We start from the raw sequence: 24,306 nt of genomic DNA, 5'->3' as shown, positions 1-24,306 counted from the left end.
AGTTTGATCAAGAGGTTTGCGTCACCGATCGGCGTTCCGCCTGACGCAAACCTCTTGATCAACATGGGACGGGTCAGGGGTGGGGGAGGCGGATGGCCATGGTGGGGGCTTCGGCCATCACCGAGGTCGGCGTGTAGGGGGCCCCTGCGGGCAGCTCACCCGGACGACCGATCTGCACCCCGGGATACAACTCGATCATGTCGCCCGGATCCAGTACCCGGGACTGCTTCGGGGCCAGCGGAATCCGCTCCGCCTCGTTCATCGAGCCGCCCGGCCGGATACCGCTGCCGTTGGTGCTCACGTCGGTGACCACCACCGTGCCCGCCCGCAGCTCGAACCTGACATGGCTGCGGCTGATCCAGCGTCGGGCCTCGTCGTTGAGCCACTGCCCGAGCATGATCCCGCCGGCCTGGTCCGGTGCCCGGCCGACCAGCACCGACTCGTCCGAGGTGAGCACGAACCGCCGCCGGACCAGCCCACCGATGCGGACCGCGAGAACCTCGGTCCGGGGCCGGGCCCCGGCGTCACCGAGCCGGGCGCCGTGCCGGGGGCAGGTCGGCGCGCCGGTCCGCAGGGTCGGCGGCGACTGGGCGGCCGGGCTCCGCTCCGTACGGGGAGACAGGTCGGCGAAGGCGCCCCCGCCGCCACCGGAGCCGAAGAGCGCACACCCCTGCTCGGGGCAGCGCCACAGCCGGGAGAGCAGCTTCGTCCCGACCGGCGACGGCTCACCGGCGACCGGGGTCGTCCCCGAGCCGACGTGCGCGACGAAGGTCGGTCCGCCCTGGCCCGGCACCGGCGCGACCACCCGACCTGGCTGCTCGACCACCCACGGGAAGCGTCCGCGCAGTCCGTCGAAGCGGGCCCGGCTGAGCACCGGCAGGCCGAGCAGGTCGGCGACCTCCAGGATCCGGTCGTTCGGTTGGTCCAGCACCTCCACCAGCCCGTCGTCGGCCCAGCGTCGGACCACCATCCGCTCGTTCGAGGTCAGGTCGGCGTCGGAGAGCAGGGCCCGGTGCACGACCGCGTAGACCGGGACGCTGTCCTCCTCGAGCTGGCGGGCCAGCGCGTCGATGACCATGCCGAGCCGCAGCAGGCTCGCCGGCCGACCGGCGTCCAGATCCTGGTAGCGGATCACCTCGGCCAGGTCGACGACCGCGCGGGCCAGGGCGGGGTCGGTGCAGACACGTCCCTCGATCGCGTCCAGCACCTTGCTGATCTCGAATCTCATCGCGCGCTCCGGACGATCTCGTCGATCCGCCGGGCCAGGTCGATGTCACGCTGCGTGACACCACCGGCGGAGTGAGTAGTGCAGCGGAACGTCACCGTCCGCCACCGAATGTCGATGTCGGGGTGGTGGTCCCGCGCCTCGGCTACCTCGGCGACCCGGTCGACGACCGCGATCGCCGCTGGGAAGCTACCGAGCTGAACGGTGCGACTGATGCCGGCAGGGTCGCCCGTCCAGTCCCCCAGCGCGGCCAGCTCGTCTCGTACCGCCTCCGCGGTGAGCACCTCTGCCATGGTCAGCACCCTACCGGGGCCATGCCGCCCACCGTCCGACCCGAACGCCGCCCAGCGGCAGCCGTCACCCTCCCGCTCCTGCCGGTCACGGCGGGTGCCCCCGGTTGGCTGGTAGCAGGGGACCCCTGTTACTCGTTTTTGTCGTGCAGGGGTCCCCTGCTACCACCACAGCGGCGGGCGGCGCGCGGCGGCGGAAGCGGGGAGGGTGGGGCTGGGACGGTCAGGGGCGTACCGGACGGCCGGCCTTGTGCAGATGGGCCAGCGCCTGCCGGTACGAGTCGGCCAGGCCGGTCTCGGCGTACGGGATGCCGTGCTCGGCGCAGTACGCGCGGACGATCGGCCGGGCCCGGCGCAGGTTGCCCCGGGGCATGTTCGGGAAGAGGTGGTGCTCGATCTGGTGGTTGAGGCCGCCGAGGGCGACGTCGATCAGCCAGTTGCCCCGTACGTTGCGCGAGGTGAGCACCTGCTTACGCAGGAAGTCGAGGTCGTCGGCGGCAGCCGGCATCGGCATGCCCTTGTGGTTCGGGGCGAACGAGCAGCCCATGTAGAGCCCCCAGAGCCCCTGGTGGACGGCGACGAACGCCAACGCCCGTACCGGCGACAGGACGGTGCCCACCAGCGCCAGGTAGCCGACGAGGTGCGCGGTCAGGAGCAGCCCCTCCACCGCCCGGTGCCGTATCGGCGTCTGGAACCGACCCTCCGGGCTCCGCCCGACGAGGGCCCGCACGCTCGCGACGTGCAGGGCGAACCCTTCCAGCAGCAGCATCGGGAAGAACAGCCACGCCTGCCATCGGGCCAGCCACCGGCCGAAACCCCGGGTCGCCGCCGCCTGTTCGTGGGTCCAGACCAGCGCGCCCGCGCCGACGTCCGGGTCCTCCCCCTCGTGGTTGGGGTTGGCGTGGTGCCGGTTGTGCTTGTCCACCCACCAGCCGTAGCTGAGCCCGACCGCCAGGTTGCCGGCGAGTAGCCCGACCACCTCGCTGGGGCCACGCCGGCGGAACATCTGCCGGTGCCCCGCGTCGTGCCCGAGGAAGGCGATCTGGGTGGTGGCGACGGCGAGCAGCACGGCGACGCCGATCTGGGCCCAACTGTCGCCGACCGCCACGAACACCGCCCAGCCGCCGACGAAGAGGGCCACGGTCAGCGCCACGCTCGTCACGTACCAGCCGGGTCGCCGCGCCAGCAGGCCGGCCTCGCTGATCCGCCGCGACAACCGCGCGTAGTCGCTGCCCCGCCGTACCGGCGGATCGGTCACCGGACCGAGCGTCATCTGTGTCCCCGTCTCCTCGGGCGGTCGGGCCGCCGGCCGGCGGCCCGACTCCAGTCTCCGCACGACGGTTGCGCTGGGTAATCCTGCGACCCCCCGAACAGCGGGTAGGGCAGGCCCTACCCCATCCTCCCCACCACGGACCGCAGCCGGGCCAGATCCCGGCGACGGCGTTCGTAGGTGGTGGCGAGTCCGAGCAGCGCGAGGCCGCCGACGGCGAGGAAGATCCACCGGGGCACCAGGTCCCAGCTACGGACGACCTCGTGCAGCGCGAGCGGGACGAGGACGGCCCCGCCGAGGACGACCGGGGCCTGCCAGCGCCGGACCGCGCCGAACAGCACCACACCGAGCGCGCCGGCCCCGAGCAGCAGCCGCCGCCACGGTTGCGGCTCCGCACCGACCAGCACCGACACCAGGCTCGGCAGCAGCGCCGCGGCAAGGCCCGGGCCGAGCGCGATCCAGCTCGTCAACCCCGGCCGGGTACGCAGCGCGACCAGCCCGGCGAGCACGGCCAACCCAGCCGCCGGCAGGGTGTACGCCTCCAGCAGGGTGACCTCGGCGACGGTCAGCAGCAGCCATGCGCCGAGCAGTTCGCTGCCCCCGGCGACGGCCGCGAAGATCCACCGTCGACCGACCGGCTCGCCCGGGCGCAGCGCCCGCAGCGCGACGGCGGCGCCCCAGAGCACGCAGAGCACGGCGGCGTGGCGGCGCGACCCGACGGCGAGCAGGAATGCCGTCAGGGCGATGCCCTGGGCGGCGGCGTCCAGCACCAGCCCCTCCGCCGGGCGGCGGTGCGGGCGACGCGGGGCGGCGGCTGGCGGCGAGGTCGAAGCCAGAGGGGCCAGCGGGACGGCGGGTGGCGACGGAGTCGAAGCCAGAGGAGCCAGCGGGACGGCGGGTGGCGACGAGGTCGAAGCCGAAGAGGCCAGCAGGGCGGCGGCACCCAGCACGAGTACGGCCACGGCGAGCACGGCGGAGCCGGCGGTACGCAGCGGCAGGTCGGCGGCGGCCGTGGCGGTGACCGCGAGGCCGGTGGCGGTGAGGGCAGCGCCCGCCCAGCCGACCGGACGGACCGCATTGGCCCGCCCGGCGATCCCGACCACGACCGCGACGACCAGCACCAGACCCAGCCCGGCGAGCGTGCCGGCGCGGGTCGGCAGCAGACCGGCCAGCCCGGCCCCGGCCAGCATCAGCCCGGTGCCGCCCAGCACCGGCAGCACCGGCCGGAGCGCGGGCGAGGCCGGGCTCACGGCGGCCGGAGCGACGGCCGGCGCGGGACTCCCGGTGGGGAATGCGGTGGGCGCGGCCACGGGTTTCGCAGGCGGCTCGACGGTGGGCCGACCGGGCGCCGGGGCCACCGCGCCCGACGGGGCCGGTGCACCCAGCGGGGCCAGTGCGCCCAGCGGGACCACCGCGCTCGACGGGATCGGGGTGAGCGTGGCGAGCAGCAGTAGGGCCGCGCCGAGCAGCAGGGAGGCCGCCGGCAGGGCCGGCCAGGGGGCGCCGGTCCCGGCGAGGAGCACCGGCACGGCGACCGCACCGAGCGGCGGGGCGAGTAGCAGCACGCCCTGGCGGCCGAGCGGGGTGGACCGGCCCGCCACCGCCACGGCCAGGAGCAGCACCAGGAACGCCACCCCGGCAGCCAGCCGTACCGGGGTCACGCCGGGGGCCAGCCCGACCCCGTCCGGGGCACCGGACCAGATCGACCCGAGCCAGCCGTACGGGGTGACCAGCACCCGGAAGCCGGCCGGAACGAGCGCCGCGCCGGCCGCCACCGCCAGGGCTAGCCCGACCCACCGCAGGCCGCCGTCCGGGCGGGCTACGGCGGATCCCACCACGGCCACCAGCGCCGCCACCGCGAGGTAGACCGCCACCGGCTCACCCGCCGGTACGACCAGCGGCGCGACGCCGACCAGCGGGAGCGCCCCGGCCAGCGCGGCGCCGGCGTACCGCTGGAGGTCGGGCCAGTGGCGACGGACCGCGACCAGAGCGACGGGCAGCAGCCCGACGGCGAGCCCCGGCCCCCGCAGTCGCCACGGCAGCGACGAACCCAGTTCGACCTGCGTCACCACCACCAGGGCCGGTACGGCGAGCAGCGCCACGGTCAGCGCCGGACCGGCGAGCCACCGGGCCGTCCCGGTGAGCCGCCGCGCCCGACCGGCCACCACCAGTCCGGTGAGCGACACCCCGACCAGGACCGCACCGGCCCCCACCGGCGCGGCGAGACCGACGAGCAGGGCGTGTCCGAGCAGGATCACGCCAGCGGCGGCGGTGAGCGGCGGCCGGTACGCCGGGCCGCCCGGCCGGAACACCGCGACCAGCAGCAGGGCCGCCCCGGCGACCAGCCCGAGCGCCACCACCGCCGGCCAGGGCGCGGGTCGTACGGCCGGCGCGGCGAGCACCGCGACCAAGCCCCCGCCGAGCGCGACCGGGAACCGGGCGGCCCGGGGCAGCAGGAGCAGCCCCGCCCCGACGGTCAGCAGCACGGCGGCCGGGAGCTGCCAGCCCCAGGGCAGGTCCGGCCCGTCCGCCGCACCCCGCCACGGCGGGACGGAGCCGAGCACCCCGGCGACCGCCAGCACCCCGGTCAGCACCAGGACCACGTGCGCCAGCACCCCGGTCACGACGAGCGCCCCGGCCCGGGGGCCGACCCGCAGCCGGCCGGGCAGCCCTCGGACGGCACCAGCGAGCGCGAGCACCACCACCGCCGCGACAACGAGCAGCACCGACCGGCGCAGCTCGGCCACCGGGCGGAGCACCGCCAGGGCCAGCAGGACCACCAGCAGCGCGGCAGCGACCGCCCGGAGGACCGGACCGCCGGCGACCAGTGCGGCCCCGAACAGGACCGCCCCCACCACCAGCAGCGGCAGTCCGGCGGCGAGCGTCGTACCGAAGGCCTCCCCCAGCACCAGGGCGGCCACCGCGCAGACCGCCGCCGTGGCCAGGGCCAGGGCGTATCCGATCCAGGCGGTGACCCGCCCGGCGACGACCAACGGTCCCGCCGAGCCGACCGGACCGCCCCACCGCACGATCTCGGTCGCACCGCCTGGCGGGACGGAGCGGGCCGGAGCGCCCCACGGGGCCGGCACGCCAGCTGGGGTCGGCGCCCCCGGTGAGGCCGGAGCACCCGACGGGGCTGCGGCGAGTCGGCCGGCGCCGAGCCGGCCCGACAGCACCCCGAGCACCGCCAGGTCGACCAGGGCGACCCCGGTGAACACCAGGGCCCAGCCGGCAACGCCCGGTCGGGCCTCGACGGCAAGCAGCGGCAGCACCGGCTGCGCGGCGACAAGCGCCCCGAACCAGGGCACCGCGAGCCGGGTGAGCAGCGCGTATCCGACCGCGATCGTCGCGCTGGCCCCCCCGACCAGCGCGACGTACCGGCTCGTCGGCCAACCGGCGACGCCGGCCAGGTCGACCGTCCAGGCGGCGTACCCGTCGAGGAGCACCAGCAGCAGGCCGACGGCGGCGACGGTCTCCGCGGTGCCCCGCAGTCCCCGCCGGACCACGAGCGGCGGCACGGCCAGCGCGAGCGCGGTGACCGCCGCCAGGATCGCCGCCCGGCCCACGAGACCGACCGCCGCCCAGGCGACCGCGGTGAAGACGATCGCGGCGGTGCCGAGCAGCAGTCCACCGAGGACGAAGAGCACGCCCTGCACCGTCCGGGTCGAGGTCTCCCGTCGCCCGGCGGCGGTGCCCCCCACCGCCGCCGGGCCGACCAGAGGCGGACCGGCCGGAACCGGCCCCGCCGGAACGGGACCGCCCAGAACCGGACCGCCCAGAACAAGGCCCGCCGGAACCGGACCGCCCGAAACCGGCCCCGCCGGAACGGGACCGCCCGAAACCGGGCCAGTCGGAACAGGGCCAGTCGAAACGGGGCCAGTCGAAACGGGGCCGCGAGGAACGGGGCCGGCCGGAACGGGGCCGCGCACCGCGAAGCCCGCCGGGGCTGTCCGGCTGGCCCGTACCCGCGCCGCCAGGTCCGCCCGGCGGCGCTGGGCCGCGTTTAGGGTCGCGCCGAGGTCCAGGTACGCCCGCCGCGCCTGCTCCACCCGTCCGGTGAGGACGGTGATCTCGGCGTCGAGGCGGACCACCTCGGCGGCGGTGGGGTCGGGGCCCCGGCCGCAGGCCCGGCAACCGACGATCAGGTCGGCCGGTGCCGCGCACCCGGGGCAGGGGTAGCCGCTGGTCTGCACGCGGTCATCCTGCCGTGGGTGGGCAACACCGACCCAGAGTGCGCGTACTCAGGGCCGGGTCTGCTCGTGCACCCAGGACGAGTAGTCCGGGTTGCCGCACTCCACCCGGCTGACCAGGATCTCCGGGACCTCGTACGGGTGGCTGGCGCGGATCTGGTCGACGAGGGCGGCCACCCGGTCCGGGGCGGTCTTGAACTGCACCGACCACTCGACGCTGGTCTCCATCCCGGACTGCCACCAGTAGGTGCTGTCCACCTGACCGCCCACCTGGGCACAGGCCGCCAACCGTCCGGCCACGGCGGTCGCCGCCAGTACGTCCGCGACCGAGCGCGCGTCCACCACGGTCGTCACCACGCAGATAAGATCCACACGCGCACCCTACGCGTCGACCGACCCGTCGTTGTCAGACGCGGCCGGGCCGTCGCGGTTGGCCGCGATCCACGCGTCGATCCGCGCCCACCAGTCGAAGAGCCACTCGATGCGCTCCTGCCGTCCGGTCGGGACGTCCTCCGGCGGGACCGACCAGAACCGCATGACGATCCGCTTGTCCATCGGCAGTTCCCGCCAGACGTCCGCCACGGTCAGCATCCGGTCCAGTCCGGTGTGCGCCACGAAGATGACCCCGGCTTCCGGGGCGGCGTCCAGAGCGGCGAGCACCCCGCCCGGCTGGGGCGCGAGCACATGCCGCATCCGCTCGGCGCGCCGCGCCATCCGCTCCAGGCCACGGGAGCGGAGCCGGTCGATCGCCCGCAGGCGCCGCCGGGGGGTGAAGTTGCCGCCCTCCGGGAAGATGACGAACGCGTCGTTGTCGTCGAGCCCGGTGGCGAGGTGCCCGATCTGCTCGAGCACCGTCCCGTCCCGGCGGGCCCCGGGGGCGAGGAAGCGGGTCGGCAGCCGGTTGAGCAGGACGTCGATCGCCGGATCCCACTGGAGGGCGTCCTTCAGCACGATCCTCGGCTCCCGGTAGAACCAGTTGACCAGCGCGTGGATCAGGATGAACGAGTCACCCGGTCCGGCATGCCGACAGAGCACCAGCTCCGGGCGACCGGGCAGGGCGGTGTCCGGGTCGGTGCCGGTCACGTCGATGGTCAGCCGCAGCGTCCACCGAGCCTGCCAGAAGAGCACCCGCAGGAACCAGCCGGCGAGTAGGTAGTGCGCCCGTTGGAAGGCCGGGGCGCGGGTCCGCCAGCCGAAGCCGGAGGCGATCCAGAGCCCGAAGAGCGCGAGCAACGCGACGGCGTCCCAGACGAGGTAGACGACGCCGATCCAGACCAGCCGCAACGGACGCAGCCGGCCGGGGACGAACGGCGACAGCCCCGCCGCGACCAGCAGCCAGACCGGCAGCGTGGTGACCACCGTGAAGGCGAGGAACACCACGGCCGGGGCGAGCAGCACCCGACGGAGCCACCTCGGCGGCAACGGCATCAGCGGTCCAGCGCGGCAAGGTAGTCGCGGGAGGCGGTGTACGCGCGGCTGATCCGCCGGCCCACCGCGGCCATGTCCCGGTACGCCCACGGCGAGTCCTCCCGGGGCTCCAGCCCTCCGGTCGGCAGGACGTGCACCTCGACCCCCTCGGGCAGCGCCGCCAACTCCCGGGCGAACCGGTGCCGGCGGGCGATCTCGAACGCGACCTGGGCCACCTCCCACGGCCGGCGGGGCGGGGTCAGCGCCCGTTCGATCCGGCCCACCTGGAGGACGAAGATCCGTTCCGCGCCGAGCGTCACCGCCTCGCCGACCGGGACCGAGTTGACGATGCCACCGTCCACGTAGTGCTCACCGTCGATCTCGCACGGCGGGAGCAGCCCCGGCACGGACGCCGAGGCGACCACGGCGGGCACCACCGGGCCGGTCGCGAACCAGTGCTCGGCGGCGCGTTCGATGCTCGCCGCGCAGCACCGGAACGGAACCTTCAGGTCCGCGAAGGTGGTCTCCGCGCCGAGTTCGCTCTCCAGCAGCCGGCGCAGCGGGCGGGGCGAGTGCAGGTGGGTCCGGGCGGCGAACCGGCGCAGCTGCCGGGCCACGGAGTCGCCGTACACCTCGCTCGCCTCGGGCGAGGCCCAGAGTCGGACCAGCCGATCGGTCACCGCCTCGGTCGGGTCGGCGGCCACCAGGGCCCCGTTGACCGCGCCGATCGAGGTGCCGAGCACCAGGTCGGGGCGGATCCCGGCGCGGAACAGGGCGCGCAGCATGCCCACCTCAACCGCGCCCAGCACTCCCCCGCCACCCAGTACGAACGCCACCGGACCGCCAGCCATGGCGTTCATCCTGGCACGTACGCGCCCGTCGGCAACTGACCGGTGGCCGGGGAGCGGCACCCGCTGGCCGGTGCGGCCGGTCAGGGGACGGGCGTGCGGACCGGCTCGGCGGGGACGGTGTGCGGTCGGGCGACCAAGCGCCGGTACACGGCCTCGTACCCGCGCGCCATCCCGGCGGTGGAGAAGTGCTCCGCCACGTGTGCCACGCAGTCCTCCGGCCGCAGCCGGCCCGCCTCACGCAACGCCGCCGGCAGCTCCTCCGAACGCTCGCAGACCAGCCCGGTCACCCCGGGCCGGAGCAGCTCGGGCACGGCGCCCCGGTTGAGCGCGACCACCGGCGTGCCGGTCGCCATCGCCTCGACCATCACCATGCCGAACGGCTCGTCCCACTGGATCGGCATGATCAGACAACGGGCGTCCACCAGCAGCCGCAGACAGGTGTCCCGGTCGGCGTTGACCACCACCCGCACGTCCGGTCCGAGCAGTGGCTCGACCACCTCCGCGAAGTGGCGGCGCTCGCCCGGCTCGTTGCACTTGCCGGCCAGCACCAGCGGCAGTCCCGCCGCCCGACAGGCCGCGACGGCCACCTCCGGGCCCTTGTCCGGGCTGAACCGGGCCAACCAGAGCACCGCGCCCCCGCCCGGTGCGCGTTTGCGCGGGAAGTCCGCCGTCTCCAGGGCGTTGTGCACGGTCCCGGCCCAGCCCAGGCCCGGGTTCAGCCGGCGCTGGGCGTGTGAGATGGCGACCAGCCCCACCGAGGGGTGCACCTGGCTCAACACGTCGCCGTACTCACCGACCGGGTTGCCGTGCACCGTCGCGACCGTGGGCAGGGTCCGCCGGTCGGCCAGCAGCGGTCCGATCGTGGTGTGGTCGTGGACCACGTCGAAGCGGGCCGGGTCGAGCTCACGGTGCACCCGGGCCAGGTGGGCCAGCTCCGGCAGGGACTCGCCCAGGCGTTCGTGCTGGAGTTCACCGACCGTCGGTACGTACGTCGCGCCGGTGCCGTGGCCGGGACCGGCGCCGAAGAGGGTCACCGAGTGCCCCCGGTCGACCAGCCCGTCGACCAGGCCGGCCACCACCTGTTCGAGACCGCCGTAGCCGGAGGGCGGCACCGGATACCAGGGTGGCACCACCATGGCGATCCGCAACGGCCCCTCCCGCACGGCGGACGAGTGGTTCACGACGACGACGCCTCCCCTGTCAGTCCCGGGCGGCGTCTTCCCGACACCACCGGAGGTAAACGACCGGACGGCGGGTCAGCCGGCGACGGTCACCTCGTTGCGGGCCTCCCGGACGCCCGGCGTCGACCAGGCGATCCGTTCCGCCTCGTCCCGGTCGGCCACGGTGGGCACCATGCCCACGAGCAGTACGGCGTCCCCGGCCACCTCGACCGTGACCCCCTCCGTGCCGGTGCGCCGCCGCAGCGTCCGCCGGATCCGCTGGCGCAGTTCCTGGCCGGTGGGCGCGCCGGTGGGGCGTACCCGGATCAGGTTGGTGATCCCCCGCACGCCCCGCAGGCGGCGCAGCTCGCGCTCGGCGGTGCGGCTCTGGTAGCCGAACTCCACCTGGCCGCGCAGCATCACCCACCCGTTGGCGACGGTGACGTCGAGCTGGTCGGCCGGCACGTAGCTGTCCCACTCCAGCGCGCGGACGACGGCGAGCGCGATCTCGGCGTCGGTACGCTCCGCGTCGGCGGTGAGGCGCACCTCCAGGTCGTCGGCGACCGCCCGGACCCCGCGCACCCGCTGCGCGCTCCGCTCGGCGGCCCACCGCTCCGCGTAGCTGCCCACCTGGCCGGTCAGCGTCACCACCCCGTCGTCGACGGTCACCCCGATGCCGGGCGACGGGACACCGGCCGCCCAGATCAGCTCCTCGGACACGTCCTGCTGGATCTGCCGGTCGGTATGCCGGACCGCCCTGGTCATGCCGTCCCCTCCCCTGCCGTCCCGGATGTCCCCCGACGTCGGCCGCCGCCGGTCGGACGTGGTCGATGCTGCCCACCGGCGGGGTGAGCGGGCCTCACCCGGTGCGGGTGGGCGACAAGAGACGGCGGGCGACGGAACCGACCCCCTCGGTACCCGTCGCCCGCCGTCAGCGGGAGGAGAAAGCTTCGGTCAGGACGCCTCGGCGAGCGTCGCGGTGGTGGTGGCGGCCGCGCCGTTCCGGCGGTACTCGATCTTCACCTGATCGCCGACCTTGCCGGCCTGCACCGCCGCCACCAGGTCGTTCGAGTCGTTGATGGCCTTGTCGCCGAACTTGGTGACCACGTCGCCCTGGCGCAGCCCGGCCTTCTCGGCGGCACTGCCCGGGGTGACCGAGCCGACCAGCGCCCCGCCGCCCTCGGCGCCGGTGACGCTGACGCCGAGCGACGGGTGGCTGACGTCCTCGCCCCGCTGGAGCTGCTCGGCGACGAGCTTGGCCTTGTTGCTCGGGATGGCGAAGCCGACCCCGATGTTGCCGCTGCTCTGCCCGCTGGTGGCGATCGCGGTGTTGATGCCGATCACCTCGCCCCGGGTGTTGACCAGTGCACCGCCGGAGTTGCCCGGGTTGATCGGGGCGTCGGTCTGGAGCAGCCCGGAGATGGAGCTGGCACCGGCCTGCGGGTCCTGCTGGCTGCCGGCCTGGATGGTCCGGTCCCGGGCGCTGATGATGCCGGCGGTGACCGAACCCTGGAGGCCGAGCGGGCTGCCCAGGGCGAGCACCTGGTCGCCGACCTGCATCGCGTCGCTGTCGCCGAGTTTGGCCGGCTGGAGGCCGGAGACGTTGGCCGCCTTCACCACCGCGAGGTCGGTCCGCGGATCGGTGCCGACGATCTCCGCGTTGGCCGTCTTGCCGTCGGCGAAGACCACCTGCACGGTGTCCCGGCCGGCGGAGGCGACCACGTGGTTGTTGGTCAGCACGAATCCGTCGGCGCTGAGGATGACCCCGGATCCCTCGCCGCTGCCGGCCTGGATCGAGACCACGCTGTCCTGCACGGCGGCGGCGATCTTCGGCAGGTCGGCGCTGTTGATCACCGGCGCTGCGGAGTAGGTACGGGTGGCGCCCTGCTCCTCGAAGAGGGCGAGGGCGAGCGCACCGCCGCCAACCCCGGAACCGAACATCAGGGCCACCACGGCGACCCCGGCCGCGGCGAACTTGGCCACCCGACCCGGCTGGGCGGGCCGGTGGGTCGGGCCCTGCGCCCAGGGCGGCACCGGCTGCCCGGCGGGCGGGTACGCCCCCGGCTGGCCGACGTATCCGGGCTGGCCGGCGTGACCCGGCTGGCCGACGGGTCCGGGCTGACCAACGGGTCCGGGCTGCTGGCCGGCGGCCCAGGGGCCGGCGTGTCCGGGCTGCCAGGCACCAGCGGGCGGGTACGGGCCCTGCGGGGAAGGGTGACCGGGGTGCCCGGCCACCTGCCCCGGGTACGACGGGGCCGGGCCGCTCGGACCGTCGGCCGGCCGCCAACCCGACGAGTCGCCGGTCGGGCTCGGGCCACCAGCCGGAGCTGTGGTCGGGGCAGCGCTCGGGCCGCCGATCGGGGTGCCGCTCGGGGCAGTGCTCGGTGCGCCGGAGGCGGCGGGGAAGGCGGAGGTGGGGGCATCAGCCGGGCTCGACCCGCCAGCCGAGGCTGCGGGAAAGCCGGAGGTAGGGGCGTCGGCCGGGGAGGCGGAGGCGGCCGGGAAGCCGGAGGTGGGGGCGTCAGCCGGGGTGGTGGCCCCGGGCGCCGGCGGGTCGGTGGCGGGGCGAGTCGCCGTGGGCTCGTCGGTGGCGGAAAGCGTCACCGTGGGCTCGTCGGCCCCGGAACGCTCGGCGGCCGCCGCGGTGGTGGCGTCCGGGGCGTACGGCGACGGCGCGTCCTCGGCGCGGGGCAGCTCGGCGGTGGGGTCCGCCGGCGCGGTGTCGGCCGGTCGCCGCTGCGGGTCGGTCTCGTACTCGGTCATGTAACCACCTTGCCCCCGGGGACTGCGTCCAGCCTGGAACCCGCCTGAATGTTGCCTGAAAATCACTGCCCGTCGCCGGCCGGCTCCTCCAGGGAGTCACCCGGCTCCTCGGCGGCGAGCGGCAGTCGTACCCGGAAGGTCGCCCCGCCGCCCGGGGTGGCGTCCACCTCGACGCTGCCCAGGTGGGCGGCGACCAGCGCGGCGACGATGGCCAGCCCCAGCCCGGTGCTGGTGGTCCCGCCGGCCCGCCGGGTCCGCGCGGCGTCGGCCCGGTAGAACCGCTCGAAGACCCGTTCGGCCTGCTCTTCGGAGAGCCCCGGCCCGGTGTCGGCGACCTCCACCACGGCCGACCCCTCCTCGACCCGCAGCCGCAGGGTCACCGAGGCGTCCGGCGGGGTGTGGGTCAGCGCGTTGGTCATCAGGTTGCCGATGATCTGGCGCAGCCGGGCGTCGTCGCCCCGGACCACCAGGGAGCCGGAACCCGGGGCGATGTCCAGGCTGATCCGGCGATCCGGGGCGACCACGCGGGCGGCCTGGACCGCGTCGGCGGCGAGCACCGGCAGCTCGACCGGGGCCAGCGACAGCGGACGCTCCCGGTCCAGCCGGGCCAGCAGCAGCAGGTCCTCCACGAGCAGCCCCATCCGGGCGGCCTCGTCCTCGATCCGGCGCAGCAGTCCGGCGGTCTGCTCCGGCTCGCGGGCCGCCCCCTGCCGGTACAGCTCGGCGAAGCCCCGGATGGTGGTCAGCGGGGTACGCAGCTCGTGCGAGGCGTCCGCGACGAACTGCCGCATCCGTTCCTCGGAGCGGATCGCCCGGGCCTCGGATGCCTTCGCCGCCTCGGCGGCGTCCCGGGCGGCGACCTCGGCATAGCGCGCCGACGCCTCGGACGCGGCCCGGGCGGTGAAGGCCGCCTCGATCTGGGTGAGCATCGAGTTCAGTGCCCGGGAGAGCCGGCCCAGCTCCGAGGTGGGGCACTCGTTGCCCTGTTCCGGGTCGGGTACCCGGCGGGTCAGGTCACCCCCGGCGATCGCGGCGGCCGTCCGCTCGATGTCGACCAGCGGTTTCAGGCTGGTTCGGACGATCGCCGCGCCGATCGAGGCGAGCAGCACCAGCACCGCGCCGCCGACCAGCAGATCTATCCAGATGAGTTGCTTGACCGCCTGGTCGACGTCGGTGAGGTGCTGCCCGATGGCGAGCACCGTGCCGTCAGGGAGCTGGATGAAGAGCATCCGCCAGCGGATGTCACTGCCCTGGGAGCGCACCGTGAACGGCTCGCCGACACGCTCCTGGGCCTTGGCGAGGTTGTCGGACAACGCGGGCAGGTCCTCGGGGTCCAGGTTGCTGCTGTACCGCACCACGGCGACCCGGTTGGCATCGATCACCGCGACCATGTAGTCGGTCGGGAGGTCCGCCTTCTGCCTGGTCCCCTCGGACATCAGCCGGTCGATTGCCCCCCGGATGGACGCCTCGCTGTTGCGTAGCTCCGCGTCCACCTGGTCGACCAGGTAGCTGCGCAGGAAGAAGGTGGTCAGCAGGCTGATCACCAGCAGCGCGGCGGCGACCAGGGTGAGTACGGCCGTGACCAGCTTGACCCGTAGCGGTACCTGCCGTAGTCGTCCCTTCGCCTGGTCGACGGCGTTCACGCCGGCGGCTTGCGCAGCACGTAGCCGACCCCGCGGAGAGTATGGATCAGTCGGGGCTGGGTGTTGTCGACCTTGCGCCGCAGGTAGGAGATGTAGGACTCGACGATGTTGTCGTCGCCCCGGAAGTCGTAGTTCCAGACGTGGTCGAGGATCTGCGCCTTGGACAGCACCCGGTTGGCGTTGAGCATCAGGTAGCGCAACAGCTTGAACTCGGTCGGCGAGAGCTGCACCCGCTGCCCGGCGCGGTGCACCTCGTGGGTCTCCTCGTCCAGCTCCAGGTCGGCGAAGGTGAGCCGGGAGGGGGCGTGCTCGCCGGTCACCGTACGCCGCAGCACGGCCCGGATCCGGGCGGTCAACTCCTCCAGGCTGAACGGCTTGGTGACGTAGTCGTCGCCGCCCAGGGTCAGCCCCCGGATCTTGTCGTCCGTGGCGTCCCGCGCGGTGAGGAAGACCACCGGTGTCCGGGTGCCCCCCTCGCGGAGCATCCGGATCACCTCGAAGCCGTCAAGGTCGGGCAGCATCACGTCGAGGACGACCAGGTCGGGGCGGTGGTCCTTGGCGGCGTTCAACGCCGCGCTGCCGCTGGTCGCCGTCGCCACGTCGAAGCCGGCGAAGCGCAGGCTCGCGGAGAGGAGTTCGAGGATGTTCGGGTCGTCCTCGACGACGAGCAGTCGCGCCTCGGTCTGGGTAGGGGCCATGCGTGCCATCATCCGCGACGACGCTGCGCCGGGGCTGGACGCTTCCTGCAAAAACCCTGAAAGCGTCGGCGGTGCGCGGAAACGGACTCAGGCACCACCCTTCCACACCGGCATCAGCCGCAGCGCGGACTCCGCCGTCCGAGCCAGGGCACGCCGGTCCGCGCCCGACGCCGGGTGCAGCGCCACACCGACCGTCACCGACACCACCAGGTCCCGCATGGCGAGCACCCGACGCATCGACCGCCAGAGGGTCTCCTCGCCGAGGAAGGCCGGGGCGGTGGTGTCGACGCCGGCGTCGGCGCACCGGTAGCCGATCCGGACCGGCACGACCGGCGTACCCGTGTCGACCGCCGCCTGGAACACCGCTGGCCGGAACCCCGGCCGGGGGCGGACGTGGACCGGGTCGACCGTACCGCACCAGGTGGTTCCCTCCGGATAGACCGCGACCGGCCGACCCGCGCGGAGCAGGTCGGCGACCCGCCGTACGGTCACCGGCAGCTCACGGGGCCGGGACCGGTCGACGAAGACCGTGCCGGCCGCCGCCGCCAGGAGGCCGACCAGCGGCCAGCCGCGTACCTCCCGCTTGGCCAGCATCCGGGCCGGGGTGACCGCGAGCAGCGCGACCACGTCCAGCCAGGAGACGTGGTTGGCGACCAGCAGCGCCCGGCCGCGCGGCGGCCGGCCCCGCACCACCAGCCGCGCCCCGAACGCCCGCACCGTACCGCGCGCCCAGGCCCGACACCCGGCCCGCCGGGCGACGGCGGGCAGCAGCGGGAACGCGGCCACCAGCCCGATCCCGGCCAGGAGCATGCCGAGTACGGCCAGCAGGCGGGCCGCCCGCCGGGTGACCGGTACGGCCGGCAGGTGCCCGGCGGCCGGCAGGCAGTCCGCGCCACACGCGGAGAGCGGACGCCACAGGTCGTACCCGACGGTGGTCACGTCGTGGCCCCGGCCCTGCGCCCGGGCGAGCCCCCGCCAGCCCGCAGCGCCGCCCCGGCGGTCACGGGTGCACCGGCGGGCCGGCTCCTCGCCGCGTCGGTCGCCGACTCGCCGAGGAAGTGCCGCAGGTAACGCGGGTTCATCCGGTCCAGGCTGAGCAGTACGTAGAAGTCGGCCACCGCGAAGTCCGGGTCGTACGCGGGTTCGCCGCAGACCCAGGCCCCCAGCCGCAGGTAACCGCGCAGCAGCGGTGGCACCACCGACCCGCTGGTGTCGAGGGCGACGCCCGACTGGTTCCGCTCCCGTTCCCCCGCGACCGCAGCCGCCTCGGCGAACCAGGGGCGGTGCGGCCGGACCCGCAGCGGCGGGGGCGCGAGGTGCCCGGCCCGGACCCGTTCCCACACCCCGGCAGCGGTGAGCCCGCCGTCGGCCACCGACACCGAGGCGCAGCCGCCGAGCCACCGACGGCCCCGCAGGTGCAGGTAGCGGACGATGCCGGCCCACATCAGGTTGATCACCGCACCGGAGCGGTGGTCCGGGTGCACGCAGGAACGGCCGACCTCGACCAGGTCGTCCCGGAGCGGGTCGAACGCGGTCAGGTCGAACTCCTGCTCGGCGTACCGCCGGTCGGTGCGCCCGGGCGGCAGCAGCCGGTACGTGCCGACCACCGCACCGGTCCGCTCCTCGCGGACGATCAGGTGGTCGCACCAGGGGTCGAGGTCGTCGGTGTCCAGCCCGACGGTCCCGGAACGCAGGGTCGCGCCGAGTTCGACGGCGAAGACCTCGTGCCGCAGCCGCTGGGCGGCTGCCACCTCGGCCGGGTCGTCGGCGATGTGCAGGGTGTATCCACTGGTCGTCAGTGGGGTGCCAGTGGCATGCGGAACGGCCATGAGCACTGTGTAGGCGACCCGGGTTGCCAGGTACCGGTTCGGCGGGTGTCGATCAAATGAACGCCCGCCAAGCGCCCGCCCCCGCCCGTCCCCGCCGGCGGGAGAGGTGGAAGGCTGCCGGATAGGGCGGCATCGGTGCCGACCTGGGGTACGGAGGGTCCACCGGATGATCATCGAGGCGCGCTACAACGGACCGCCCGGGTCGGGCAACGGCGGCTGGAGTGCCGGGGTCTTCGCCACCACCGTCGCGGGCGGTGGCCCGTCTGGTGCAGACAGCCTGACGGACGGCGCTCGCTCCGGCGGGGACGCCGTCGGCGCGCCGGGGCCGGTCGAGGTGACCCTGCGCCGACCGCCGCCCCTCGGTGTGCCGCTGCGCTCGGCGCCCTCCACGGACCGGCCCGGGCGACACGACGTCCAGGACCCGGACGGAACGTTGGTCGCCCAGGTGGAGCGGGTGGCGGGGTTCGCCCCGAGCGTGCCGGCGGTGGACCCGGCCACGGCGCGGGCCGCCGCCGCCGACTATCCCGGGTTCACCGACCATCCCTTCCCCGGCTGCTACGTCTGCGGTCCGGAGCACCCCGACGGGCTGCGGATCTTTCCGGGGCGCCTCCCCGACGGCCGGACGGCGGCACCGTTCCGGGCACCGGCCGAGGTGCGTCCGGAGACCGTCTGGGCGGCGCTGGACTGCCCCGGTGGCTGGGCCGTGATCGCGCCCGGCCGTCCGTACGTGCTGGGCCGGATCGCGGTGGCCGTCGCCGCGCTGCCCCGGCCCGGCGACGAGTGCGTGGTGACCGGTGCGGCGAGCGGTGGCGAGGGGCGCAAGGCCCTGGTGCACTCCAGCCTGTACGGCCCGGACGGCAGTCTCCTCGCCCACGCGCGGGCCACCTGGATCGCCCTCCCCGCGGGCTGACCACCGGCAAGCCGCGCTGGGCGGGCAGCACCAACACGCACAACGAGGCCCCTCCCGTGATGGAGCGACCACCGAAGGTGGTGCTGTAGTCCCTGCGGAGGACCGGCTCCTGCCTGAGGTGGAGACACATCTCGGAGTCGAGCGTGATTGACCTTGCCCGGCGCAGCCATCACGCTGGGTAACGGCGCTTCTCTGCGCCAGGGGAGGAGAAAGATGTCTGACGGGCAGCGGAGCCCCGCCGACAACGGTCGGATCGTGGTGTCCGGCCTGACGAAGCAGTATCGCAACGTGCGAGCGGTCGACAACCTGTCGTTCACCGTGCAGCCGGGCCGCGTGACCGGCTTCCTCGGTCCGAACGGCGCCGGGAAGACCACCACGTTGCGGATGCTGCTGAACCTGGTCACCCCGACCTCGGGTACGGCCACCATCAGCGGAGCGCGGTACGCCGACCTGGCTCAACCGCTCCGGCACGTCGGTGCGGTGCTGGAGGCGTCGAGCGCACACAAGGGGCGTACCGGAATCAACCACCTGCGGGTGATCTGCGCGGCGGCCGGTCTGCCGAAGCAGCGGGCCGACGAGGCGCTGGCCATGGTCGGCCTGACGCCGGCCGCGGAGCGCAAGTTCAAGGGCTACTCGCTCGGCATGAAGCAGCGGCTCGGCATCGCCGCGGCGATGCTCGGCGACCCCCGGGTGCTGATCCTGGACGAGCCGGCCAACGGCCTCGACCCGGAGGGAATCCGCTGGATGCGCGGCTTCCTCAAGGGGCTGGCCCAGCAGGGGCGGACCGTGCTGGTCTCCAGCCACCTGCTCTCGGAGATGCAGCTCCTCGCGGACGACGTGGTGATCATCGCGGCCGGCCGGCTGGTCCGGCAGGGGCCGGTGGACGAGGTCGCCGGGTCGATGGTCCAGGGCGCGCGCGTGCGGGTGCGCACGCCGCAGGCCGAGGAACTGACCACCGCGCTGCGGGAACTCTCCGCCACCGTCGAGCCGGACGGGCAGGGTGGCCTCCTGGTCGCCGGGGTGGACGCCCCAGCCGTCGGCCGGGCCGCGCTGACCGCCCGGGTCGAACTGCACGAACTGACGACCGAACGACCCGACCTGGAACGGGTCTTCCTGGACCTGACGGCCGGAAAGGCGGACATCCGATGATGAACCTGGTCCGCGCCGAACTGGTCAAGATCCGTACGACCAGCACCTGGTGGCTGCTGGCGATCGGGGCCTTCCTCGCGGTGGTGATCGCGTTCGCCTTCAACGCCTGGCTCGCCCACCTCGCCCTCTCCGGCGACGCCGGCGAGCTCGGCCTCCCCCCGGAGGCGGGTGCCCAGGCCGACGTGGCCGGGCAGGCGGCGAACATCTACACCTCCGGCCAGTTCTTCGGCCTGCTGTTCGTGATGCTGATCGGCATCCTGATGGTGACCAACGAGTTCTTCCACCAGACGGCCACCACCACGTTCCTCAGCACCCCCCGACGCACCTCGGTGATCCTCAGCAAGCTGGTCGCCGCGTCCCTGGTCGGCTTCGCCTACTGGCTGGTCACCACGGTGGTCGACCTGGTGGCGGGGGCGGTTTACCTGTCCCTCAACGACTACGGCACCCAGCTCGGCGAGTGGACCGTGCAGCGCGCCCTGCTGCTCAACCTGCTGGCGTACGCGATCTGGACGGTCCTCGGCGTCGGTCTGGGCACGCTGATCACCAACCAGCTCGGCGCGGTGATCACCGCCTCGGTGGTCTACCTGGTCGGCACGCAGGTCGTGGGGCTGCTCTTCCTGCTGCTGTCCAACCTGCTCAAGACCCAGAGCATCTTGGAGTGGCAGGTGCTCTGGCCCGCCATCGCCTCGCAGGTCATGATCAGCGGTGTCGACTCGCCGCTGCTGCCGGCCTGGTGGACCGGGGCCCTGGTATTGATCGGATACGCGATCGCCTCCGGCCTGGCCGGCATCCTGATCACCCGCCGCCGGGACATCTCCTGAGCGTGGGTGGGGGCGGCGCGCCAGCGCGCCGCCCCCACCCGGGGAAGAAGAGCCGCGCCCAGGAGGAGCCGCCCCACCGGGACGAACCGCACCGGCGAAGAGCCGCTCCACCCAGGGCAGACTCGCTAGCAGGCGGCGACACCGTACCCGGCAGTTGGTGAATTTCTTGCGCCTTCTGTGAAACGTGACACGGGTTGGAGGCGGCAATGCCTCCGGCAGGCGCACGGCGTAGCCTGGGACCCGTCTGTCCGCTCCCCCAGGGGATTAACCCGCGGACGTCGCGAGACACACAACGCGCGTGAAAGAGGCGATTACCGGCCGTGTCGACCCAGCAGACTTCGCAGGAGAACCCACTGGCGGGTTTCGGCCCGAACGAGTGGATCGTCGAGGAGATGTACCAGCGCTACCTCGCCGACCCCAATAGCGTCGATTCGGCCTGGCACGACTTCTTTGCCGACTACCGACCCGGTCCGGGCGCCGGCACCCCGGCGACGGCGCCGACGAAGACGCCACCGGCCCCGCCCGCGCAGGCGGAGCCGGCCGGGCAGCCGGAACCCGCAGCCGCCGTGGCCCAGCCCACCGCCCGCCCGGCCGCCGGTCAGCCGGACAACGGCCGCGCGGCCAAGCCGGCCGCCGAGCCCGCCAAGGCCACCAAGCCCGCTCCGGCGAAGCCGGCCGCCAAGGCCGCGCCCGCCAAGGTCAGCGCCCAGCCGTCGCCGAACGGCGCCCGCACCACCCCGCTGCGCGGCGTGGCCGCGAAGATCGTCCAGAACATGGACGCCTCGCTGGCCGTCCCCACCGCGACCAGCGTCCGGGCCGTGCCGGCGAAGCTCCTGGTGGACAACCGCATCGTGATCAACAACCACCTGGCCCGGGGGCGCGGTGGCAAGGTCAGCTTCACCCACCTGATCGGGTACGCGATGGTCCGGGCGCTGGTCCAGCACCCGGAGATGAACAACTCCTTCACCGAGGTCGACGGCAAGCCGGCGATGGTCTCGCCGGAGCACGTCAACCTCGGCATCGCGATCGACCTGACCAAGCCGGACGGCAGCCGCAACCTGGTGGTCCCCTCCATCAAGGCCTGCGAGCAGATGGACTTCCGGCAGTTCTGGCAGGCGTACGAGGACGTCGTTCGGCGCGCCCGCCGCAACGAGCTGACCATGGAGGACTACTCCGGCACCACGATCTCGCTGACCAACCCGGGCGGCATCGGCACCGTGCACTCGATGCCCCGGCTGATGCAGGGGCAGAGCGCGATCATCGGCGTCGGCGCGATGGAGTACCCGGCCCCGTACCAGGGCATGAGCGAGGCCACCCTGGCCGAGCTGGCGGTCAGCAAGGTGATCACGCTGACCAGCACGTACGACCACCGGATCATCCAGGGCGCGCAGTCCGGCGAGTTCCTCAAGGTCATGCACGAGCTGCTGCTCGGCGAGCACGGCTTCTACGACCAGCTCTTCACCTCGCTGCGCATCCCGTACGAGCCGGTGCGCTGGGTGCGCGACGTCGCGGTGAACAACGAGGGCCAGATCAACAAGACCGCCCGGGCGCACGAGCTGATCCACGCGTACCGGGTGCGCGGCCACCTGATGGCCGACACCGACCCGCTCGAGTTCAAGATCCGCAAGCACCCCGACCTGGACGTGCTCCAGCACGGGCTGACCCTGTGGGACCTGGACCGCGAGTTCCCGGTCAACGGCTTCGCCGGCCGGCAGCGGATGAAGCTGCGCGAGATCCTGGGCGTCCTGCGTGACTCCTACTGCCGTCGGGTCGGCGTGGAGTACATGCACATCCAGGACCCGGAGGAGCGGCGCTGGATCCAGGAGCGAATCGAGCGCAAGTACGAGAAGCCGACCGCCGACGAGCAGAAGCACGTGCTCAACCGGCTCAACGCGGCCGAGGCGTTCGAGACCTTCCTCCAGACCAAGTACGTCGGGCAGAAGCGCTTCTCGCTGGAGGGCGGCGAGTCGCTGATCCCGCTCCTCGGTGAGGTGCTGGAGTGCTCCGCCGAGGCGGGGCTGGACGAGGTCGTCATCGGCATGGCCCACCGGGGCCGGCTGAACGTGCTGGCCAACATCGTCGGCAAGCCGTACGAGAAGATCTTCTCGGAGTTCGAGGGGCACCTCGACCCGCGCTCGACGCAGGGCTCCGGCGACGTCAAGTACCACCTCGGCCAGAACGGCAAGTTCAGCACCCCGGACGGCGAGCACGCGGTCAAGGTCTCGGTGGTGGCGAACCCGTCGCACCTGGAGGCCGTCGACCCGGTGCTGGAGGGCATCGTCCGGGCCAAGCAGGACCGGATCGACCTGAAGCTGGAGGGGTACACCGTGCTGCCGCTGGCGGTGCACGGTGACGCCGCCTTCGCCGGCCAGGGTGTGGTCGCCGAGACGCTGAACCTCTCCCAGCTGCGCGGTTACCGCACCGGCGGCACGGTGCACGTGGTGGTCAACAACCAGGTCGGCTTCACCACCGCCCCGGAGTACAGCCGGTCCAGCCTCTACAGCAGCGACGTGGCCCGGATGATCCAGGCGCCGATCTTCCACGTCAACGGCGACGACCCCGAGGCCGTGGTCCGGGTCGCCCGGCTGGCGTTCGAGTACCGCCAAGCGTTCAACAAGGACGTCGTCGTCGACATGGTCTGCTACCGGCGGCGTGGGCACAACGAGGGCGACGACCCGTCGATGTCCAACCCGCAGATGTACCAGATCATCGACTCGAAGCGCTCGGTGCGGAAGCTCTACACCGAGGAGCTGATCGGTCGGGGCGACATCACCGTGGAGGACGCGGAGGAGCTGCTCCGCGACTACCAGGCCCAGCTCGAGCGGGTCTTCAAGGCCACCCGGGACGCCGCGTCGGCCCCGAAGCAGGTCACCCGACCGCGCCGGGAGGACGAGCCGGAGCCGCAGGTGGAGACCGCGACCAGCGCCGAGATCGTCAAGGCGATCGGCGACGCGCACGTCAACCTCCCCGAGGGCTTCAACCCGCACAAGCGGATCCAGCAGTTGCTCGACCGCCGGGCGAAGATGGCCGTCGAGGGGGCATCGACTGGGGCTTCGGCGAGATCATCGCCTTCGGCTCGCTGCTGCACGACGGGGTCACCGTCCGGCTCGCCGGGCAGGACTCCCGCCGGGGCACCTTCGTGCAGCGGCACGCGGCGGTGGTCGACTCGAAGACTGGTGAGGACTACCTCCCGCTGCGGTCGCTCACCGGCGACGGCGAGCGGTCCCGGTTCTTCGTGCACGACTCGCTGCTCAGCGAGTACGCCGCGATGGGCTTCGAGTACGGCTACTCGGTGGAGAACGTCAACGCGCTGGTCGCCTGGGAGGCCCAGTTCGGTGACTTCGTCAACGGCGCCCAGTCGGTGATCGACGAGTTCATCTCCTCGGGCGAGGTGAAGTGGGGCCAGCGCTCCGCGGTCACTCTGCTGCTGCCGCACGGCCACGAGGGCCAGGGCCCGGACCACACCTCCGGCCGGCCGGAGCGGTTCCTCCAGATGTGCGCCGAGGACAACATGCGGGTGTCCATCCCGACCACCCCGGCGAACTACTTCCACCTGCTGCGTCGCCAGGCGCTGTCGCCGAAGCGCAAGCCGCTGGTGGTGTTCACGCCGAAGTCGCTGCTGCGGCACAAGCTCTGCATCTCGCAGGTGGCGGACTTCACCTCGGGCACCTTCCAGCCGGTGCTGCGCGACGGGGCCGCGCCGGCTCCGGAGCAGGTGAAGCGGGTGCTGCTCTGCTCGGGCAAGGTCTACTACGACCTGTTCCAGGCACGCGCCGACCGGGGCGTCACGGACACCGCGATCGTCCGCCTCGAGCAGCTCTACCCGCTGCCGGTGGAGGAGATCCGGGCCGCCCTGGCCGAGTACCCGAACGCCGAGGACTTCGCCTGGGTGCAGGAGGAGCCGGCCAACCAGGGTGGCTGGAGCTTCGTCGCGCTCAACCTGCTGGAGCACCTGTCCGACGTCCGGCTGCGCCGGATCTCCCGCCCGGCGGCGGCGGCCCCGGCCGTCGGGTCGGCCAAGATGCACGACGTCGAGCAGACGGCGCTCATCGAGGCGGCCCTGCCCCGTCCCTGACCCCGTCCCACGCTGGGGCAGCGTC

The 24,306-nt window shown here is 73.7% G+C and carries 16 protein-coding genes and 2 pseudogenes; 4 read left to right on the top strand and 14 right to left on the bottom strand.

What is annotated here, in order from left to right; genetic code table 11:
• Positions 1 to 73: 73 nt before the first annotated feature.
• From GA0074692_RS30710 to GA0074692_RS30640, 14 genes and pseudogenes are all read right to left on the bottom strand, one after another.
• Positions 74 to 1,228, bottom strand: coding sequence for an FHA domain-containing protein (locus GA0074692_RS30710; RefSeq protein ID WP_091651017.1), 1,155 nt, complete (start codon positions 1,226 to 1,228; stop codon positions 74 to 76).
• A complete protein-coding gene (locus tag GA0074692_RS30705) occupies positions 1,225 to 1,518 on the bottom strand; it encodes a 4a-hydroxytetrahydrobiopterin dehydratase (RefSeq protein ID WP_091654349.1) in 294 nt (97 codons plus the stop codon). Before GA0074692_RS30705 ends, GA0074692_RS30710 begins: the two co-directional genes overlap by 4 nt.
• Before the next feature lie 220 nt (positions 1,519 to 1,738).
• A complete protein-coding gene (locus GA0074692_RS30700; protein ID WP_091651014.1) occupies positions 1,739 to 2,788 on the bottom strand; it encodes a fatty acid desaturase family protein in 1,050 nt (349 codons plus the stop codon).
• Between the two features lie 116 nt (positions 2,789 to 2,904).
• Positions 2,905 to 6,486, bottom strand: a complete 3,582-nt coding sequence (locus tag GA0074692_RS30695; protein ID WP_091651011.1) for an SCO7613 C-terminal domain-containing membrane protein — start codon at positions 6,484 to 6,486, stop codon at positions 2,905 to 2,907.
• A 540-nt stretch (positions 6,487 to 7,026) separates the two neighbouring features.
• On the bottom strand, positions 7,027 to 7,347 hold the full coding sequence (gene cutA, locus GA0074692_RS30685; RefSeq protein ID WP_091651008.1) for a divalent-cation tolerance protein CutA: 321 nt from the start codon (positions 7,345 to 7,347) through the stop codon (positions 7,027 to 7,029).
• 9 nt (positions 7,348 to 7,356) lie between these two features.
• Positions 7,357 to 8,403 (bottom strand): 1-acyl-sn-glycerol-3-phosphate acyltransferase, encoded by a 1,047-nt coding sequence (locus tag GA0074692_RS30680; RefSeq protein WP_091651004.1) that lies wholly within the window; start codon positions 8,401 to 8,403, stop codon positions 7,357 to 7,359.
• The gene (locus GA0074692_RS30675; protein ID WP_091650999.1) at positions 8,403 to 9,233 is read right to left on the bottom strand and encodes a patatin-like phospholipase family protein; all 831 of its coding nucleotides are present in this window, start codon (positions 9,231 to 9,233) and stop codon (positions 8,403 to 8,405) included. Before GA0074692_RS30675 ends, GA0074692_RS30680 begins: the two co-directional genes overlap by 1 nt.
• Positions 9,234 to 9,313: 80 nt before the next feature.
• Positions 9,314 to 10,369 (bottom strand): glycosyltransferase family 4 protein, encoded by a 1,056-nt coding sequence (locus tag GA0074692_RS30670; protein WP_091654348.1) that lies wholly within the window; start codon positions 10,367 to 10,369, stop codon positions 9,314 to 9,316.
• Positions 10,370 to 10,489: 120 nt separating this feature from the next.
• Entirely contained in the window at positions 10,490 to 11,158 is a 669-nt protein-coding gene (locus tag GA0074692_RS30665) for a BON domain-containing protein (RefSeq protein ID WP_091650996.1), read from the bottom strand.
• Positions 11,159 to 11,347: 189 nt separating this feature from the next.
• Positions 11,348 to 13,156 carry a S1C family serine protease gene (locus tag GA0074692_RS30660; RefSeq protein ID WP_091650992.1) on the bottom strand — a complete coding sequence of 603 codons (1,809 nt, stop codon included), beginning with the start codon at positions 13,154 to 13,156 and terminating at the stop codon, positions 11,348 to 11,350.
• A gap of 62 nt (positions 13,157 to 13,218) precedes the next feature.
• Positions 13,219 to 14,799, bottom strand: a complete 1,581-nt coding sequence (locus GA0074692_RS30655; RefSeq protein WP_091650990.1) for a sensor histidine kinase — start codon at positions 14,797 to 14,799, stop codon at positions 13,219 to 13,221.
• Complete coding sequence (locus GA0074692_RS30650; RefSeq protein WP_091650987.1) at positions 14,796 to 15,497, bottom strand: response regulator transcription factor; 702 nt, start codon at positions 15,495 to 15,497, stop codon at positions 14,796 to 14,798. The genes GA0074692_RS30655 and GA0074692_RS30650 overlap by 4 nt, the downstream gene beginning before the upstream one ends.
• A gap of 87 nt (positions 15,498 to 15,584) precedes the next feature.
• Entirely contained in the window at positions 15,585 to 16,436 is an 852-nt protein-coding gene (locus GA0074692_RS30645; RefSeq protein WP_091650986.1) for a lysophospholipid acyltransferase family protein, read from the bottom strand.
• 110 nt (positions 16,437 to 16,546) lie between these two features.
• Positions 16,547 to 17,326, bottom strand: a pseudogene (locus tag GA0074692_RS30640) (GNAT family N-acetyltransferase); the annotation flags it as partial.
• Positions 17,327 to 17,492: 166 nt separating this feature from the next.
• Between GA0074692_RS30640 and GA0074692_RS30635 the strand changes: the two are divergent.
• The 4 genes and pseudogenes from GA0074692_RS30635 to GA0074692_RS30620 all read left to right on the top strand — a co-directional run bounded on the left by GA0074692_RS30635 (position 17,493) and on the right by GA0074692_RS30620 (position 24,281).
• A complete protein-coding gene (locus tag GA0074692_RS30635) occupies positions 17,493 to 18,236 on the top strand; it encodes a hypothetical protein (RefSeq protein ID WP_091650980.1) in 744 nt (247 codons plus the stop codon).
• A 213-nt stretch (positions 18,237 to 18,449) separates the two neighbouring features.
• The gene (locus GA0074692_RS30630) at positions 18,450 to 19,385 is read left to right on the top strand and encodes an ABC transporter ATP-binding protein (protein WP_091650977.1); all 936 of its coding nucleotides are present in this window, start codon (positions 18,450 to 18,452) and stop codon (positions 19,383 to 19,385) included.
• Entirely contained in the window at positions 19,382 to 20,206 is an 825-nt protein-coding gene (locus GA0074692_RS30625) for an ABC transporter permease (protein ID WP_091650974.1), read from the top strand. Before GA0074692_RS30630 ends, GA0074692_RS30625 begins: the two co-directional genes overlap by 4 nt.
• 320 nt (positions 20,207 to 20,526) lie before the next feature.
• Positions 20,527 to 24,281, top strand: a pseudogene (locus GA0074692_RS30620) (multifunctional oxoglutarate decarboxylase/oxoglutarate dehydrogenase thiamine pyrophosphate-binding subunit/dihydrolipoyllysine-residue succinyltransferase subunit).
• The last annotated feature ends 25 nt before the right edge of the window (positions 24,282 to 24,306 follow it).

The sequence above is a fragment of the Micromonospora pallida genome, assembly GCF_900090325.1.
GTDB classification, from domain to species: domain Bacteria; phylum Actinomycetota; class Actinomycetes; order Mycobacteriales; family Micromonosporaceae; genus Micromonospora; species Micromonospora pallida.
This window is presented reverse-complemented; position numbering and strand designations above follow the sequence as displayed.

Bases quoted from the DNA above. Each gene is read 5' to 3' on its own strand.
- GA0074692_RS30710 (WP_091651017.1), bottom strand. From the start codon at position 1,228: ATGAGATTCGAGATCAGCAAGGTGCTGGACGCGATCGAGGGACGTGTC.
- GA0074692_RS30705 (WP_091654349.1), bottom strand. From the start codon at position 1,518: ATGGCAGAGGTGCTCACCGCGGAGGCGGTACGAGACGAGCTGGCCGCG.
- GA0074692_RS30700 (WP_091651014.1), bottom strand. From the start codon at position 2,788: ATGACGCTCGGTCCGGTGACCGATCCGCCGGTACGGCGGGGCAGCGAC.
- GA0074692_RS30680 (WP_091651004.1), bottom strand. From the start codon at position 8,403: ATGCCGTTGCCGCCGAGGTGGCTCCGTCGGGTGCTGCTCGCCCCGGCC.
- GA0074692_RS30675 (WP_091650999.1), bottom strand. From the start codon at position 9,233: ATGGCTGGCGGTCCGGTGGCGTTCGTACTGGGTGGCGGGGGAGTGCTG.
- GA0074692_RS30670 (WP_091654348.1), bottom strand. From the start codon at position 10,369: ATGGTGGTGCCACCCTGGTATCCGGTGCCGCCCTCCGGCTACGGCGGT.
- GA0074692_RS30665 (WP_091650996.1), bottom strand. From the start codon at position 11,158: ATGACCAGGGCGGTCCGGCATACCGACCGGCAGATCCAGCAGGACGTG.
- GA0074692_RS30660 (WP_091650992.1), bottom strand. From the start codon at position 13,156: ATGACCGAGTACGAGACCGACCCGCAGCGGCGACCGGCCGACACCGCG.
- GA0074692_RS30650 (WP_091650987.1), bottom strand. From the start codon at position 15,497: ATGGCCCCTACCCAGACCGAGGCGCGACTGCTCGTCGTCGAGGACGAC.
- GA0074692_RS30635 (WP_091650980.1), top strand. From the start codon at position 17,493: ATGATCATCGAGGCGCGCTACAACGGACCGCCCGGGTCGGGCAACGGC.
- GA0074692_RS30630 (WP_091650977.1), top strand. From the start codon at position 18,450: ATGTCTGACGGGCAGCGGAGCCCCGCCGACAACGGTCGGATCGTGGTG.
- GA0074692_RS30625 (WP_091650974.1), top strand. From the start codon at position 19,382: ATGATGAACCTGGTCCGCGCCGAACTGGTCAAGATCCGTACGACCAGC.